A 16,844-nucleotide genomic window follows, 5' to 3' on the forward strand; every position below is an offset into this window, starting at 1 on the left:
TAACTGCTGATAATGCTTAAAAAAGAACTTTTGATATTGCCTTATTCTTAACAAGCTCAAATTCTTTGTCTGTTAGACCATATAAAGAAGCAACAATTTCATTAATCTTTTCATAAGTCTTTTGTTTTTCATCATTTGATTCTGATGAAATTATCTTATCTGTCAGATCTTCAATTGTCTTTTGAGTCTTATCGTCACAATAAACAATAGGCAGTTGCTCTAAGTGGTTTCTTAATACCTTTACAGAGTTGAACTTCAGCTGATAGTAAAACTGCATTATTGATGAATTAAGGATAGCCATTATGTACTTGATACTCAGATCAGGGATCTTTGGTATAAGAATATTACAGCTGTTTAATGAAAGGGTTTGCTTATTGTCATAGGCAAATACAAGCTGTGAGCAGATAAATCTGTACAGAAGCTTTTCTTTAGCTCTATAAAACTCAGTTTTTGCAACCTGCTGGAATTGCTCTGGCTTAAAGGTAATGTAGTTTTCAGTTTTAGCTACGCTGTATTTGAAAATATCAGAACCTCTTAAAACCATTTCATTATCATCAAACTTGTAATAGGAAATATATTTCTCATTATTTCCTGTAACAATTCCTAAAGCAAAATCTGCATTGTCTTTTAGATATCGGTTGTCAGATTTTTCTAGTTTATTAATAAGCTCATATTCTTCATCAGTAATGTTAAATGAAAAGAATTCAGAGCTTACAACTCGACTTGTATTTATGACAAAAGGTTCTTCTTTTTGAGACAAACGGACAACCATACCTGAAGTATCAAGTTTTCTGTTAGTTTTTCTAATCTGCATAACAACAGCAGGACACTGAACATTATCAAATGCATTTGCAAGATATTCAAGATAGTCAATTGATCCTGAATCTATGATTATCTGTCGGATTGCTTTATGAGTTGCAACGTTTAAAATAGCCTCTGCAAGAACAAAGCTTAAAGCACCGTCATCTTTGAGGCTTGAAATAGCCTTTTCAAGAAAGACGTCATATGACTCAATATTCTTTGTCTTTGCAGACAAAAATATATTTTTGAGTTTTTGCTTTTGATTTTCACTAAACAGATATCCCCAAGGTGGATTAGATATGATGTAATCAAATTTCTTATCTGTCTTTTCAAAGAGAAAATCATAATTTGTTATATGCTCTTTTAGGATTTCTCTGTCGCTTATACCGTATTTTAAAGCATAGTTGATTCTGGCAATAGCAGCAGTAAGAGGATCAATCTCGTTACCATAAACATTCTCATAGCTTATTGAATCATCAAGCTGCAAAATAAAATTACCAGTTCCTGCACAAGGATCGATAATAGTCTGTCCATCTTCATAATTTGCAAAGAGCTTTTCGCACATTAAAGATACTATTCTTGTAGGAGTGTAGTAAACTCCATTAGCCTTTCTTGTACCTAAAGATGAGAGAGAAATCTGAAGTAAACCTAAAATATCCTCTTTTTGTTCGTATTCATATGAATATTCAAAAAGGAATGGATAAAGATCAATACAGTTTAAAACAAAAGGATTTAGTAAAAGCAGATCATCGACAAGGCTCATAAATCTGTCTTTTTTATATGCTCCTTTTGCATATTTGAAGATACTGTCTTTTTTAGTTAGTTTTTTTTGCTTTGACAGGATAAGCTTAATAGCACAATCTGTGATTAGAGCTAATATCAGATCATCGCTAAGATTGATATGTCTTATTTCAATCTGTTCTACAATCTGTTTTACTGTATCAAGATTAATGCAGTTTTCTGTTACATATGATGAGTACAGTCGGTTACCCTTAATAAGAGTTTTATTTCTTCTCTTTTTTAAGGCAACATTATCAGCACTGTGCAGTTTTTTTCTAATATCCTTAAGTGAGACCTGATCGAAAAAAGGCTCATTATCAATATAAACAGTTGGAGCGATTTTTTTCAGCTTAAGCCAGTTTCTGACAGTACTGGCACTGACATTTAGTTTTTCTGCTAAATCCTGCACAGAAAGAATTAGTTTTTCGTACAATTATTTATACCTTTTAGAAAATATTGTCGTCAGTAATGTTTGATGTATCGATCTTATCCTCAGGTTTTGCCTGTTCTGACTGTTCCTGCTCATTTTCAGTCTGCTCTTGAGAATCGCTCTGACTGTCATCTTCAATTAAAGAGCCTGAACCTTTTACGCACCAGTCTGTGATACCTGAAACTGTGCACTTGTCAAGACCTTCAGGTATTGGAAGTGGAGCCATTTCAAGATCTTGCTGAGATAGTCTTATAAACTCGGCAAAGATAGGAAGAGCAGAATATGCACCGCCTTCAGGACCGGTGAATCTTGAGTAACCAAGATCTCTGTCAGTATCAAAACCCATCCATGCAGTAGCTGTGATATGTCCGTTATAACCTGAGAACCATGCATCATGAACGTTATTAGTTGTTCCTGTTTTACCATGGAGATCGGTTCTGCCTGTAGTTCTGTATGCACGGCCGCCAGTTCCGTAATATGGACCAGAGATTCCTTCACCACCATATATTACAGAGCTCATCATATCAGCTACAATATATGCATTTTTGTGTGATAGTACCTGTTCATAAGAATTAGGATCTGCAACTTCTGCAACGTCGTTGTACTCAAGAGAAATTGAGTTTTTAACACGATCAGGAGCATGAGGATCAGCATGCTTTGGTGTATGTGTATATACTACCTCACCGGCTTTAACGATTTTTGTTATCAGGTAAGGTTCAACCTTGTAGCCACCGTTTGAGAAAACAGCATAGCCTGTTGCAAGCTGAAGAGGAGTTACCTCAACAGAGCCTAAAGCCATTGATTCAACCTGCTGAGATTTTGGAACATTAAATCCAAATTTCTGAACATGCTCAACTGTATTGTGAACACCAATGCGTCTTATCAGTCTGATAGAAACAACGTTCTTTGATCTGGCAAGAGCCTCTCTTAAGGTCATGTTTCCATCATATCTGTTAGGAGTGTTCTTTGGAGACCACCATGTTCTTGAACCAGGATCCCATGTCTTGATAGGCTCGTCCTGGAAAACAGTGTTGATGTTTATACCTTTAGCCACAGCTGCAGAGTATAAGAATGGTTTGAAATTAGAACCAGTCTGTCTTGTAGACTGACTTGTTCTGTCAAGTTTGCTTTTTGCAAAATCATATCCGCCAACCATAGCCTTGATTGCACCATCATACTGGTTTATGGCTATGAGTAGTGCTTCTACCTGAGGTATCTGAGTCAGAACATTTTCGCCAGTCGCATTAGTGTAGTAATAAATCAGATCACCTTCAGTTGCAACATCTGAAACGCGCTTAGGTACAGGACCTTGACGTTTATCAGAGATGAATGGTGCAGCCCACTTGAGATTCTCAAATTTAATAATAACTTCCTCATTCTTTCTGCCAATTGCTGAAAGATACTGTTCTTTATCATTAATATTTGTTACAAGGGCTGGTTTGATATAGTGGAAGATATCCTTGTAGTAAAGATAGTTTTCAAGAGCAAACTCATTTTTGGCTTTGAGTTTGTTCAGATCAACATTATCCAAAGATCCTCTGTAGCCATGTCTTGTGTCGTATTCTGTAACAGCCTTGAATACAGCATCGTGAGCAGCCTGCATATCTTTTGTATTTACAGTGGTATATATCTCGATTCCGTCTGTATAGGCTGAATCACCAAACTTTTCAAGAGCAATGAGTCGAGCCTTTTCTGCAACATATGGGGCATAACCTTCAAGCTTGCTTGAATGGAATTCAGCTTTATAAGGTTCATTGTCAGCCTTTTCAAATTCATCTTTGGTAATGAAACCTAAAGTGTACATTCTATCTAGTACAAGATGACGGCGCTCTTTTGATCTTTTAGGATTGGATATTGGATTTAGAGTTGATGGAGCTTTTGGTAGACCTGCAATTGTAGCCATCTGTCCAAGAGTAAGTTCATCTAGTTTTTTTCCAAAATATGTCTGAGCTGCAGCTGCAACACCGTATGAACGGTGGCCTAAGGCAATCTTGTTAAGATAAAGTTCAAATATTTCGTCCTTTGTAAGAACCTGTTCGATTCTTAAGGAGATGAAAATTTCTTTTAGTTTTCTTTTTAATGTTTTTTCTCTTGTTAAAAAGAAGTTTCTTGCAACCTGCTGTGTAATGGTAGATGCACCCTGCTTTGCTGAGCCTTTACTTACAGATACGATAGCAGCTCTAGCAATACCAATTGGATCAATACCTGAGTGCTCGTAAAAACGGCTGTCTTCAATTGCAATAAAAGCCTGTTTTAATTTTTCAGGGATCTGGTCAATAGAAACAGGAATACGCTTGCTTTCGCCAAATTCTCCAATGAGTTTGTTGTCTGCAGAATATACCTTCATAGGTGTTTCGAATGTAACTTCCTTTAATTTTGCTACATCAGGAAGATCACCTAAAGTCTGATAATAAATAGCTGCACCTGCAACACCGCTTGCACCTACAGAAAAAAGTCCAGTCCAAAAAGCGAAATTTATTATTTTACGTAGCACAAAATGGCCTCATATATTTAGAAAAAACTGACACTCATTCTATCAAAATATTACCTTATTTTTCTATTTCTATGTTTGATATAACGAACGTTATGAGATTATTAATGAAGTAGATTCCACTTTTTTTTTCTTGTCTTCATTTTATACGTTAGGTTGTTATTTAAAAAAGTAATTAGGCCTGCTTGTATTTCAAGTTGCAACCATTAGTCTACGTTCATTAAAAAATGTCTGTTTTCAAAGAAGTTCTAGAGTAAATGAAATTGTAGATTCTAAAGAAGAAAACACTTTTGTCACCAATGTATACATATTTCTTTCTAATATAATTCTGTGTTCTTTGTAATAAGATTATTAATGGCTATCAAAAAGTAATTATAAAATTGCCAACCATCAGTATTTTTCTTCAAAGTCATAGGACAAAATACAAAAATAGTTTAAAATTCTTTCAGATTTTCAAGGTATTTAACGATGTCATTTGATAAAAAAGAAAGAATTATTTTAATAGGCCCTATGGGGGCTGGAAAGAGCAGTATTGGCAAGTCTCTTGCATTAGTGTCAGAAAAAGCTTTTTTGGATGTGGATGAGGAAATTGTCCGTTATGCAAAGATGAGTATTCCTGATATTTTTGCAACTAAAGGCGAAGAAGAATTCAGAAATATTGAATCTGTAGTTCTTGAAAAATGTCTGAAATATGATGCTGTTATTGCAACCGGTGGTGGAATCATCGGAAGAGAACTAAACAGAAAACTTTTAAAGGAAAACGGTATTGTTGTATATCTGCTAGCTGATGTGGATACCCAGTATTTAAGAACCAGTCATGATAATAACAGACCGATGCTGAATGTTGATGATAGACGTCAGCGTCTTGCAGACATTTTCAGTAAAAGAGATCCTTTATACAAAGAGTGTGCTGATATAACCATTGATTCTGGAAAAATGGATATACATGACTGCGTAGAAACAATTATAGAAAAAATCAGGGAATCATAATGGAAACCATTACAGTAGGTTTAGATACAAGATCATATCCAATTTATATTGGAAATGAGATTAATTACGGTCCATTAGTGTCAAAGGCTTTACCAAAAATCAAAGATCTGATGGTTGTAACTAATGAGACTGTAGCTCCTTTATATTTACAAAGACTGCAAAAAGAGCTTGAAGCTGAAGGCTTTAACGTAAAAAGCTGCATCTTAAAAGACGGTGAATCATACAAAACTGTTGAATCATGGTGGCAGATCCTTACTGCTCTTATGGAAAATGCCTATGGTAGAGACAGTGCTATTATCGCTTTAGGTGGTGGTGTTGTAGGCGATATGGCAGGATTTGCAGCATCTGCCTATCAAAGAGGCATTCCATTTGTTCAGATCCCAACAACTCTTCTTGCAATGGTTGATTCTTCTGTAGGTGGAAAAACAGCTATCAATCATCCTCTTGGCAAAAACATGATAGGTGCTTTCTATCAGCCTAAGGCTGTAATTGCATCTTTAGATTGTTTAAAAACCTTACCTGAAAAGGAATTAACTGCAGGTTTAGGTGAAGTTGTAAAGACAGCAATTATTTATGATAGAGCATTTTATGATTTTCTGACACAGAATATACAAAAAGTATTTTCTGATGATTTAGATACTCTTCATACCATTGTTAAAAAGTGCTGTGAGGTGAAATCTTCAGTTGTATCAGAAGATGAAAAAGAACACGGCCTAAGAGCTATTTTAAATTATGGCCATACATTCGGTCATGCAATTGAAGCTCATCTTGGCTTTGGTACCTGGCTTCATGGAGAAGCTGTAGGTTTAGGTATGGTGATAGCATCTGCACTTTCACTAAAAAGAGGTCTTATCAGTAAAGACGATTTCGATTCAATGAAAGATCTTTGCAAAAAGGCAAAACTTCCTGTAAGCATACCTGAGTGCATGAGCGGTGACGATTTTATCAAACATATGCGTCATGATAAGAAGGTACGTCACGGTATTATAAGATATGTACTGCCAACTGCTATCGGCTCTGTTAAGATATTCTCAGATGTTGATGATGCTGAAGTAGTAGCTTTAGTAAACTCTTTAAAGGCTGAATAATGGCATATTTAGGTTTTTCTGTTCCAAAATCTTTACTTGACTGTGCAGGCAAGGTTGGCACTCTGTTTTCTTATGGAGACAATTTTGTTGTTCTTTCAGGTAATCAAGGTTCAGGAAGAACAACAGTCCTAGAGCATGTTATCAATTCTCTTGATAATCGCTTTACTACTGTTTTTATTCCATGTTCGAGGGAAATGGAACTTGAAAAACTAAGAACACTGTTGTTACAGCAGCTGTGCTCACAAGATAAATGGGATGCATCTGAATCTATTGAAAACAGCATAAAGAAAGCATCAGTACCTGTAAGAGAAAAAGTCCTGATCGTTATTGATGATATCGATCTTGTTGTAAGTTCTTTTGCAGATGAAATCTTTTCTTTGTACAAGCGTTCATTAGGTACTAGAAGATTCTCTTTTCTTATTACGGCTCATCCTTTATGGCTTGAGACTAAAGGATACAAGAATACAGACAAGAATCTTTCTATTGAAGAGGTTGCTATTCCATACATCGGCGTTGAAGAAGCCTTAGAGCTTTGTAAAAAAAGATTTGAATTTTCACAATTAAATAATGTTTATGAAGCAATATTACCTAAGCTTCCAAAAGCTATTCAAAGTTGTGATGGTAATATTGGAAAGATAATCAAACTAACGGAGAAACTTATGTCTGATCCAACTCAAGTAGAAAATGAGCAAAAAGAGTCTGTTGTAGAGAAAAAGGCTGCATCTGGTTCTAAAAAGAATCTGACTGCGATTTTTATTTCTCTTATCTGCCTTGCTATTGTAGTAGCCTGCCTTCTTCCTGTAATTTTAAGTTCAAAAGATGCTATAAATAAGAAAGCTGAACCTGTTAAGGTTGAAGATGTTCAGAGCAATTCAAATCAGACATCAACTGTAGCTGACGATCCTTTAGCAGTGTCTGCAGGATCTGTATCTTCCATCAAGGCAGATGCTCAAAAGGGAGATGCAAAGACCGTTGTTGATGATAACGGCGAGCTTCTTGATAAGATTGAAGGCGGAGTGGAAACTCAAGGCCTTGAGAAGACAACTAAAAATGAGGTTACCTTGCAGGGAGAAACTTTAGACGCTATTGAGAATTCAAGTGGCGAAAAAGTTGACGATCCCAGGCAAGGATTGGGAGGATCTAAGGTAAATGCACAATCTGGCTATCTTACAAGAGCTGATAATGCTCTTTACAAAGATCAGATTGAACATGAGGATGCTCTCATAAAAAAACAGCAACAAGAAGCATTAGCAGACAAGATGGCTTTAGAATCACTTAAGAAAAAGCAGTCAGAAAATGCTAAAAATGATAATAAGTTAGCTGATAATAATCAGGTAGCAAAAGAAGATAAAAAAGTGCAGCAATCAGCTTCAGACAAGAGCGTAGCTGTTAAAAAGACTGAAAAAGCCAAAAAGCAACAAACAAAGGTAAAAAAGGAAAAATCTGTTGCAGGAAGTGAGGATGAGCTTTTAAAAAAGAATCCAAGACACTATACTTTGCAGATATTTGCAAGTTACAGCAAGGCACCATTACTTGATGTAGCTGATACTATTTCAGGCAAATACCATATTTATCAGACAAGACGAAATGGTAAACTATGGTATGTTCTGATTACCGGTGATTATTTAACTGCCAGGGAAGGCTTGAAGACTGTTTCTTCTTTACCAGAAAAAGTTAAGAAGGCAGGACCTTTCATAAAAACCTTTGGCAAAGTTCAACAAGAGATGAAGTTAAAGTGAAAGATAAGCGCTTTTTAATTGCAGGATCAATTTTATCTGCAGATCTATTAAATTTACAAAGAGATGTTGAAGAGGCTCTGAATGTTGGTGTTGATGTTATCCATTTTGATGTAATGGATTATCATTTTGTACCAAATATGACCTTCGGCCCTGCATTTTTAAAAGCAATGCATCATAAATTCCCAAATGCGGTTTTTGATGTTCATTTAATGATTGATCCTGTAACTCCAGAAATCGTTGATGATTATATAGATGCAGGTGCAAGCTGGATTTCATTCCATCCTGAGGCATGTATTCATACCCACCGTATGCTTACATATATCAGATCAAAGAATGTTAAGGCTGGTATTGCCTTAAATCCATCTACTGCTCCAGAACTTCTTGAGTATCTATTAGATGATCTTGATTTTGTTCTTGTTATGACTGTAAATCCAGGCTTTGGCGGACAGAAGACAATACCTTCAACCTTAAATAAGGTTGCTAAGATTAAAGCTCAGATTCAGAAAGCTAATAAGGATATCTTTATTGAAGTTGATGGAGGCGTAAAAGACAGCAACATCAAGGAAATTGAATCTTATGGAGCTGAAGTTTTTGTTGTAGGCTCTGCTTTCTTCGGAGCTGATGACAAGAAAGTTGCAATTGACAATCTGCACAGTGCATTAAATGCCTAATTCATTCAAATTAGAGGCACTACTGTTTGATCTTGACGGTACTCTTGCAGATACAGTAGTGCAGCTTGCAAAAGCCTCAAAGCAAGCTGTTGAGGCAATTGGTCTGAATCCTCCTTTACTTGAACAGGTCAAGGACTACGTTGGCAACGGAGTCAATATGTTACTTGCGCGTTGCATAAAGGGTAGCTTTGATGCAAAAGTAGAGGATATTGATACAACACTTTTCAAAAGAGCCCGAGAAGTGTTCAATGAAAAATATACAAAGGGCCTTAGTGAGAATTATCGCCTTTATGATGGTGTAACAAATGGGTTAGAACTCTTTAAAAGCAAGAATTTAAAACTTGCTGTTGTTACAAATAAACCACATATGTTTGCAATTCCATTGCTAAAACATATGGGAATTTACGATAAGTTTGATTTTATTCTAGCAGGCGAAGTTTTAAGTAAAAGAAAACCTGATCCTTATCCTCTTGAATATACATTAGAAAAACTGAATATCAAAAAAGAGAATGCCTTAATGATAGGTGATTCAAACAATGATATTCTTGCAGGACAAAGAGCAGGAGTTAAAACAGCTTTTTTATCATACGGCTATAATCGCCTTGATGAAAAAGAGCTGCATTTTGATTATCGTTTTGATAACTTTAACGATTTGACAGATTTTATAATTAAACAAATAGGTTAAAAAATGTCTAAGGAAATTATTTTTTCTGGAATCCAGCCATCAGGAGAACTATCAGTAGGTAATTACATCGGTTCTTTAAGAAACTGGGTTCAGTTGCAGGATGATTACGAATGTATCTACTGCGTTGTTAATGAGCATGCCATTACTGTAAGACAGGATCCAAAGGAGCTGCTCGATCGTTCATTAAACACTCTTGCTTTATTTATTGCAGCTGGTGTTGATCCTAACAAGAGCACAATTTTTTTACAGTCACATGTTCCTGCTCATTGCCAGTTATCATGGGTACTTAACTGTTATACTCAGGTAGGTGAGCTTAACCGTATGACTCAGTATAAGGATAAATCAAAGCGCTATGCTGATAATGTTACAGCAGGTTTATTTGACTATCCTGTACTAATGGCTGCAGATATTCTTTTATATCAGGCAGATCTAGTTCCTGTAGGTGATGATCAGAAACAGCACATTGAGATCACTCGCGACATCGCAACCCGCTTCAATAATATTTACGGTCAGACCTTCACTCTTCCAAAAGGTTATTTCCCAAAAGCAGGTGCTCGTGTTATGTCTTTACAGGAGCCTTTAAAGAAGATGTCAAAATCTGATGACAACCAGAATAATGTAATCAGAATTCTAGAAGATCCAAAGTCAATCTTAAAGAAGATGAAAAAAGCAGTTACTGATAGTGACAATCCACCTGTAATTGCATATGACTGGGAGAACAAGCCTGGTGTTTCAAATCTTCTTGAGATTTTATCAGCATCAACAGGAACACCTGTTGAAGATCTCGTTGAAAAATACAAAGGTCAGATGTATGGCACATTCAAGTGTGAGGTTGGTGAAGCTGTTGTTGCTATGCTTGAGCCTGTTCAGCAGCGTTACAAGGAAATCAGACAGGATGTTTCATATCTGAACGAAGTTTTAAAGGATGGTGCAAAGAAAGCATCTGAAAGAGCTGAAAAGACTTTAGAGGACGTATATAAGAAGATTGGTTTCTACTTATATTAGTTAATAAAAAATCTGCTGTAGATCCTACAGCAGATTTATATGTTCTAGATAACAGTAATCCTATCTGTCAAATTCAAGGGCCATTCCTTTAGCATCAGAAACTATCTTTGAATCTTTAACTACAAGTTCTCCATTTACAATAGTATGAACAATCTTTGATGAGAATGTTTCACCTGTAAAAGGTGACCATTTGCATTTTGATGCAATATCATCTTCACAAACAGTATTTCTCTCTGACAGATTTACAATTGCAAGATCTGCAAAATAACCTTCTTTAATTGCACCTCTATCCTTGATGTGGAATCGTTTTGCAACATTAGTAGAGGTAACTTTTGCAATTGTCTCTAATGTGATCTCATGCTGTTTGTACAGTTCTAAAAGACTCTGTAGCGAGAACTGAACTGAAGGAAGACCTGAAGCACATTTAAAGTATGTCCCTTCTTTTGCTGCTTTTTCATGTGGAGCATGATCGGTTGCAACAGTTGTGATAATTCCTTTTTCAAGACCATTTACAAGAGCGCGTCTGTCTATCTCATATTTAACTGAAGGATTGCACTTAAGATAAGCACCTTTTCTTTGATAATCAAAATCAGAGAAGCAAAGGTGAGGAATGCAGGCTTCAGCAGAGATCTGTCTTGTAACAACATCTCCATACATATATTCGGCAAGCATATTGACTTCATCTTTAGTGGACAGATGCATAATATGAATTCTAGCTCCTGTCTTTTTAGCAATTTCTATTGCAAGTGCACTTGATTTAATGCAGCAGTCTCTGTTTCTGATAACAGGATGCATAGAGAATGGCACATTTTCACCATAAGTTGCTTTTGCAATTTTCTCATTATCAAGAATTGTTTTCGTGTCCTCACAGTGAAGACAGATAATTGTTTTTGCCTTTTCGAAAATAGTTGTAAGTTTCTTTTCATCTTCAACTAGCAGACTTCCTGTTGATGAGCCCATAAACACCTTGATACCAGCAATTTCTCTTACAGGCGCATTTGCAATTTCATCAATATTCTTATCATCAGCTCCAAGATAGAAACCATAGTTTGCAAGGGAGTCCTTTGCTGCAATAGCTTTCTTTTCATTAATCATCTTCATGGTTGTGCATGAGGGTGAGTTGTTAGGCATATCAAGATAGGATGTGACACCACCAAGTACACATGCTCGGCTTTCAGACTCAATGGTTGCCTTATGTTCCATACCTGGCTGTCTGAAGTGAACATGCTCATCTATAAGGCCTGGAAAAACAATATACTCATGACAGTCTAAAATTTGTGCATCATTATCAATGATGTTTCTATCAATTTTAGCTATTCTTTTTTCTTCAATTAGAAGATCATTTCGTATAATACGCTCTGGGGTAATAAGCAGAGCATTCTTTAAAAGTATTCTGTTCATAATTGCTCCATGTTTTCACTGTATTGTATCGGATCTGAAATATATTATGGCAAATAATACTGATAATTTATTTAAACACCGTTTCAACAAGAAAAATGTTATGGTTCATAAAAAAGAGCGCTTATTCAAACAGTATTTTGCAATAGACGCTTATGATGTTTCATATAGCAGATTTGATGGAACTGAGTCTAAAGTTTTCAGACGCGAAGTGTTTGAAAGAGATGCAGATGCAGTCGCTGTTCTTGCATATGATGTGAAAACAGATGAGATTGCTCTTATTGAACAGTTCAGAATCGGTGCATTAAATGATTCTGACTCTCCTTGGTTAATAGAGATAGTAGCAGGAATGATTGATGGTAATGAAAGACCAGAGATTTCCGCAATCAGAGAGTTAAAAGAGGAAATTGGTGTCAGTATATCAGAAGATAAGCTTCTAAGAATCTGCGAAGAGTACGCAACTCCAGGCGGAGCTTCTGAAAAGACAACTGTATTTATAGCAAATACCGATCTGTCAGGACTTGGAAATCATGGTGGTCTTGATGTAGAAGGTGAGGATATTCGCGTATTTAAAGCACCATTAACAGAAGCATACAAGCAGATTGGTCTTGGCAGAATCAAAAATGCAGTAACAATTCTTGCAATACAGTATCTTCTGATTGAAAAAGAAAAAGTGAAACAAATTTTCAGATAAACGTAATATATATCACAAAATAATAAACAAATTTAGATTCTAAATGAAAAGAAAATGTTTACATATTGATTTTATTGATTTTTACTACTATTCTTTGCGCAAAATTCTGAAGGTGGTTTTTTATGAAAAATGCAACAAAGTGCATTTTTTTTTGTAATAAATTACCATAAAATTTTATACTGTGTGTGTTAACTAGGCTTTGATATGGCTCCAAGATATTTAACTCCTTCGGCTAATGATGGATCTGTAAAAGTTTTACAACTTACAGACTGTCATCTTTTTGCTGATAAAAACAAGGATCTTCTTGGTGTAAACACATATAAAAGTTTTGATGCTGTTTTAAACGCAATTAAAGCACAGAATTTCGATTACGATTTCATTGCCTTCACAGGTGACATCAGCCAGGATTATTCTGTTACCTCTTACGAGCATTTTGCAAAGCTCATCAGTTTTCTTGGAAAACCAGTTTTTTTCCTTCCTGGTAACCATGATGATGGTCCTTTAATGTACAGAATTTTTGAAGATCTTGGTGTTAACATTGCTAAAAATGTAATTACTCCAAGCTGGCAGTTTGTATTCTTGAATTCTGAAGTTTATGCTGTTCCTCATGGTTGGATAGAAAGAAAGCAGTTGGATTATGCTGCATTCTGTCAAAAGCGCAATCCAGAACAGCATATGGCACTTCTTGTTCATCATATGCCAATGCTTGTAAATTCAGCATGGCTTGATACACAGACAATGCATAATTCTGATGAGTTTAATACATATATCAGAAGACTACATAGGGTTAAGGCTGTTATAACTGGTCATATTCATCAGGAATTTGATGAAACGGTTAGAGATATTAGGTATATTGCAACTCCATCAACTTCTATTCAGTTCATGCCAAAATCAAATGATTTTGCTCTTGATAATCTTGCTCCTGGCTGGAGATACCTCACATTCAGACCAGATGGTTCTATACAAACTACCGTATATCGCTTAGAAAACAATATTTTTATTCCAAACGACAATGTTGATGGCTACTAAATGAAAATTGCTTATCTACATGGTTTTCAATCAAGCTCAAAGGCAAGAAAAGCCACAATACTCAAAAACGAATTATCAAATCAGTATCCAAATATCGAATTTGTATCCTTGGATTTTCCTGACGATATACACAAAGCTGTAGATTTTCTTAAAGGCTTTGTAAAGAATGAAATAAAGAAAGGAACAGAACTTTATTTGGTTGGCAGCTCTATGGGAGGTTTTTTCTCTCTGGTTTTGCAAATTGAATTTGATTTAAAAATTGCTCTTGTAAATCCTTGTATTTATCCATCTGAATTCTGTATTGAGCATTCACTTATAAATGTACTTCTTGAGAATTTTGATACACATGAAAAATTCAAAATTACCAATGAAGATATTGAATATCTTAAAGAGCTTGAGCAGAGTATAAAAGAATATAATCCAAAGAAAACCTCAGTATATCTTCAGACAGGTGATGAGGTTCTAGATTACAAAAAGGCTAAGTTATTTTTCAAAGACGCATTCGTTAATATTGAAAGTGGTGGCTCTCACACATATGATAATTTTGAAAAATGCATCAAACAGATTGTTGAATTTTTCAAAGAATATTAAGCTTTTCTTTTTGCAAACTTGCTTTAGGTCTTCTGTCAAATTCCATTGTGAACTTTGTCTAACTGATAAAATAATGACCCTAAAACAATGCTAAGTAAACAAGATTAAAATAACCTAATACGTTTTTTCAGGGATTGATATGAGAATTTTAGTTGTAGAAGACGATGCTCAGATATCAAAAGGCATTGAAGCTGGTTTAAAGGCCAATGCTTATGCTGTAGACTGCATTTTTGATGGTAAAGATGCAAGATATCTTCCATGCGATGTAGATTATGATTGTATTCTGCTAGATCTTGGTTTACCAGGTATTGATGGTGTTGAACTTTTAAAGACCTGGAGAAAGGAAGGCAACAAGACTCCTGTAATAATCATTACGGCAAGAGATGGTCTTGACGATAGAGTTCAGGGCCTTGATATTGGTGCTGATGACTATGTTGTAAAGCCATTTGATCTTGTTGAGGTTCTTGCAAGAATTCGTGCAGTTACAAGACGATCGATTGTTAGCGAAGATGTTACAACACTTTCTAATGGAATACTGACACTTGATCCTCTGTCTCATGAGGTTTCTGTTAAAGAAGAAGATGGCTCTGTAAAGAATCATTCTTTAACATCACGTGAATATGCTTTGCTAGAAGCTCTGTTAAGAAGACCAGGTACTGTATTATCAAGAGAGAGCATTGAAGATAAGATCTATGCTTTTGGTGAAGAAGTTGAATCAAACGCAATTGAATTCATCATTCACAATATCAGAAAGAAGGTAGGCGCAGCAAATATTAAAAATGTTAGAGGTGTAGGTTGGAAAGTCGTCAAAGGAAATTCATAAGATCCTTACGCTTTAAACTTTGCCTGATACTGGTCATTATTGGTATATGCTTTACAGCATTTAGCTGTTATCGCTCATACAATAAGGCCATGTCTTCTTTTGGTGACTATGTTGATGAAGAGCTTGCTCAGATTTCAAGCGTAATCATCAACTACAATGTTATTTTGCCTAAATCATGGCGTGGAAACACTGCTAAACGCAATGTTTTTACTGATTTAAACGGAAATATTCTTTTTTCTGAGAAAAAAGAAAAATCCAAGTCATTTCTGCCTATTCCCACATTAAATGACCTGTTTGATAAACATCAGGAAATTATAGTAGCTCCGCTTATTCCTCCTAAAGGCGAGGCTGTATATTTTCCTCCTAATGTAAAAGATGGCTTATATTCTGTTCTTATCAATGACAGAAGAGTAAGAGCGCTGGTTGCAACTAATCATTCAGGTATCAGATTTGTTGTAGCAAGACCATTTGATCTTATGGAAGCAATCGTAAGCAGAGCACTTTTGTCTTCCTTTGTTGAATTCTTACTACTGATTGCTCTTTATGTTCCAAGTGTAATTGTCTTTGTGAACATCATGTTTATTCCTGTAAACAGACTTGCAAAAGAGCTTAACTCAAGAAAAGAAAGTGATTTGACACCTGTTGAAAAGGACAAGTTACCATCTGAACTTGATGCTTTTATCGGTGCTATCAATAATCTTTTTGATAAAACCCATGGTGCATTGCAAAATGAGAGAAGGTTTATTGCAGATGCAGCTCATGAAATGAGAACTCCTCTTACTGCAATTTCTCTTCAGGCTCAGTCCCTGGATTTAAGTTTGATTCCTGCAGATGAAGCTGAAAAGATAGAGCAGTTAAAACTTGCAATCAGCAGACAGAGAAAACTTACAAATGATCTGCTTGAGTACGCCCGTTCTCAATGTGGAAGAGAGTTAAAACTCGTTTCTTTTGATCTTAAGTCACTGTTTATCGAGGTCATCGATGAAATTGGTTATATTGCAGATGAAAAGGACATTGATTTAGGTCTTGTTGGAAATTGCTCTTTAACTTTATATACAGATAGAAGCAAATTAAAACAGATCATCTTAAATCTTGTAAGTAATGCACTTAAATATACTCCTAACGGCGGTGTGTGCGATATTCTTTGTGAAAAGAGTGGAACTGTAGTTTCAATTATCATTAAGGATAGCGGACCTGGAATCAGCGAAAAGAGTCTGAATAAGGTATTCAATGCCTTTTACAGAATCGGTGGTGATACGGCAAAGATAGAAGGAACTGGTCTTGGTCTTGCGATTGTAAAATCACTATGCGATGAGATATCAGCAACCATCAAGCTTAAAAATCAGCACAACAGCGGTCTTATGGCAACTGTAAGTCTATGTCAGTATTACAAGACATATGATTAATAGTTCAAATAATCAGCTCTTTATTTTTTTTTCATTTTGAATATATGCACTTATCTAACTATTTTTATAGTGATAAAATGAAAAAATAGAAGCTGATTTTATATTTTTCTTATTCTAAAAGCTTCAATACGACACTAGTCAAAATATAATCAATATTGATAACATTTATAACTTCATTGCTTTGCAATAAACTCAATTGTGTCTTATTCTTTTTTAAGACAAT

At 35.4% G+C, this 16,844-nt stretch carries 14 protein-coding genes; 11 read left to right on the top strand and 3 right to left on the bottom strand.

The window, feature by feature from the left end; translation table 11 throughout:
* Positions 1 to 16: 16 nt before the first annotated feature.
* Together J5V48_RS02495 and J5V48_RS02500 are read right to left on the bottom strand one after the other, a co-directional pair.
* Positions 17 to 2,014 carry a TaqI-like C-terminal specificity domain-containing protein gene (locus J5V48_RS02495; RefSeq protein WP_219936754.1) on the bottom strand — a complete coding sequence of 666 codons (1,998 nt, stop codon included), beginning with the start codon at positions 2,012 to 2,014 and terminating at the stop codon, positions 17 to 19.
* Between the two features lie 13 nt (positions 2,015 to 2,027).
* Positions 2,028 to 4,505 (bottom strand): penicillin-binding protein 1A, encoded by a 2,478-nt coding sequence (locus J5V48_RS02500; RefSeq protein WP_219936757.1) that lies wholly within the window; start codon positions 4,503 to 4,505, stop codon positions 2,028 to 2,030.
* Between the two features lie 465 nt (positions 4,506 to 4,970).
* Here J5V48_RS02500 and J5V48_RS02505 point away from each other — a divergent pair, with 465 nt between their 5' ends.
* Genes J5V48_RS02505 through trpS form a run of 6 tightly spaced genes read left to right on the top strand, consistent with a single transcriptional unit; the run spans position 4,971 to position 10,680 of the window.
* Positions 4,971 to 5,492 carry a shikimate kinase gene (locus J5V48_RS02505; protein ID WP_219936759.1) on the top strand — a complete coding sequence of 174 codons (522 nt, stop codon included), beginning with the start codon at positions 4,971 to 4,973 and terminating at the stop codon, positions 5,490 to 5,492.
* On the top strand, positions 5,492 to 6,580 hold the full coding sequence (aroB, locus tag J5V48_RS02510; RefSeq protein ID WP_219936761.1) for a 3-dehydroquinate synthase: 1,089 nt from the start codon (positions 5,492 to 5,494) through the stop codon (positions 6,578 to 6,580). The genes J5V48_RS02505 and aroB overlap by 1 nt, the downstream gene beginning before the upstream one ends.
* Positions 6,580 to 8,319 (top strand): AAA family ATPase, encoded by a 1,740-nt coding sequence (locus J5V48_RS02515; RefSeq protein ID WP_219936763.1) that lies wholly within the window; start codon positions 6,580 to 6,582, stop codon positions 8,317 to 8,319. The genes aroB and J5V48_RS02515 overlap by 1 nt, the downstream gene beginning before the upstream one ends.
* Positions 8,316 to 8,990 carry a ribulose-phosphate 3-epimerase gene (gene rpe / locus J5V48_RS02520; protein ID WP_219936766.1) on the top strand — a complete coding sequence of 225 codons (675 nt, stop codon included), beginning with the start codon at positions 8,316 to 8,318 and terminating at the stop codon, positions 8,988 to 8,990. Before J5V48_RS02515 ends, rpe begins: the two co-directional genes overlap by 4 nt.
* Positions 8,983 to 9,675: an HAD-IA family hydrolase gene (locus J5V48_RS02525; protein ID WP_219936768.1), complete on the top strand. Its 693-nt coding sequence runs from the start codon at positions 8,983 to 8,985 to the stop codon at positions 9,673 to 9,675. Before rpe ends, J5V48_RS02525 begins: the two co-directional genes overlap by 8 nt.
* A 3-nt stretch (positions 9,676 to 9,678) precedes the next feature.
* Positions 9,679 to 10,680: a tryptophan--tRNA ligase gene (gene trpS, locus J5V48_RS02530; RefSeq protein WP_219936770.1), complete on the top strand. Its 1,002-nt coding sequence runs from the start codon at positions 9,679 to 9,681 to the stop codon at positions 10,678 to 10,680.
* Between the two features lie 60 nt (positions 10,681 to 10,740).
* Here trpS and J5V48_RS02535 read toward each other — a convergent pair whose 3' ends face one another.
* Positions 10,741 to 12,081 (bottom strand): dihydroorotase, encoded by a 1,341-nt coding sequence (locus J5V48_RS02535; RefSeq protein WP_219936772.1) that lies wholly within the window; start codon positions 12,079 to 12,081, stop codon positions 10,741 to 10,743.
* Positions 12,082 to 12,127: 46 nt separating this feature from the next.
* Between J5V48_RS02535 and J5V48_RS02540 the strand changes: the two genes are divergently transcribed.
* The 5 genes from J5V48_RS02540 (at position 12,128) to J5V48_RS02560 (ending at position 16,621) form a co-directional block, all read left to right on the top strand.
* A complete protein-coding gene (locus J5V48_RS02540; protein ID WP_219936774.1) occupies positions 12,128 to 12,772 on the top strand; it encodes an NUDIX domain-containing protein in 645 nt (214 codons plus the stop codon).
* A gap of 204 nt (positions 12,773 to 12,976) precedes the next feature.
* Positions 12,977 to 13,801 carry a 3',5'-cyclic-AMP phosphodiesterase gene (gene cpdA / locus J5V48_RS02545; protein WP_219936777.1) on the top strand — a complete coding sequence of 275 codons (825 nt, stop codon included), beginning with the start codon at positions 12,977 to 12,979 and terminating at the stop codon, positions 13,799 to 13,801.
* Positions 13,802 to 14,392, top strand: coding sequence for a YqiA/YcfP family alpha/beta fold hydrolase (locus tag J5V48_RS02550; protein WP_219936779.1), 591 nt, complete (start codon positions 13,802 to 13,804; stop codon positions 14,390 to 14,392). It abuts the gene before it with no gap.
* Positions 14,393 to 14,531: 139 nt separating this feature from the next.
* Complete coding sequence (locus tag J5V48_RS02555; protein ID WP_219936781.1) at positions 14,532 to 15,215, top strand: response regulator; 684 nt, start codon at positions 14,532 to 14,534, stop codon at positions 15,213 to 15,215.
* 89 nt (positions 15,216 to 15,304) lie between these two features.
* Positions 15,305 to 16,621, top strand: a complete 1,317-nt coding sequence (locus J5V48_RS02560; protein WP_219936783.1) for a sensor histidine kinase — start codon at positions 15,305 to 15,307, stop codon at positions 16,619 to 16,621.
* Positions 16,622 to 16,844 lie beyond the last annotated feature (223 nt).

This window comes from Succinivibrio faecicola (genome assembly GCF_019448115.1).
GTDB classification, from domain to species: Bacteria; Pseudomonadota; Gammaproteobacteria; order Enterobacterales; family Succinivibrionaceae; genus Succinivibrio; species Succinivibrio faecicola.

Coding starts and splice junctions, on each gene's coding strand:
- J5V48_RS02505 (WP_219936759.1), top strand. CDS start 4,971: ATGTCATTTGATAAAAAAGAAAGAATTATTTTAATAGGCCCTATGGGG.
- aroB (WP_219936761.1), top strand. CDS start 5,492: ATGGAAACCATTACAGTAGGTTTAGATACAAGATCATATCCAATTTAT.
- J5V48_RS02515 (WP_219936763.1), top strand. CDS start 6,580: ATGGCATATTTAGGTTTTTCTGTTCCAAAATCTTTACTTGACTGTGCA.
- J5V48_RS02525 (WP_219936768.1), top strand. CDS start 8,983: ATGCCTAATTCATTCAAATTAGAGGCACTACTGTTTGATCTTGACGGT.
- trpS (WP_219936770.1), top strand. CDS start 9,679: ATGTCTAAGGAAATTATTTTTTCTGGAATCCAGCCATCAGGAGAACTA.
- J5V48_RS02535 (WP_219936772.1), bottom strand. CDS start 12,081: ATGAACAGAATACTTTTAAAGAATGCTCTGCTTATTACCCCAGAGCGT.
- J5V48_RS02540 (WP_219936774.1), top strand. CDS start 12,128: ATGGCAAATAATACTGATAATTTATTTAAACACCGTTTCAACAAGAAA.
- cpdA (WP_219936777.1), top strand. CDS start 12,977: ATGGCTCCAAGATATTTAACTCCTTCGGCTAATGATGGATCTGTAAAA.
- J5V48_RS02550 (WP_219936779.1), top strand. CDS start 13,802: ATGAAAATTGCTTATCTACATGGTTTTCAATCAAGCTCAAAGGCAAGA.
- J5V48_RS02555 (WP_219936781.1), top strand. CDS start 14,532: ATGAGAATTTTAGTTGTAGAAGACGATGCTCAGATATCAAAAGGCATT.
- J5V48_RS02560 (WP_219936783.1), top strand. CDS start 15,305: ATGTCTTCTTTTGGTGACTATGTTGATGAAGAGCTTGCTCAGATTTCA.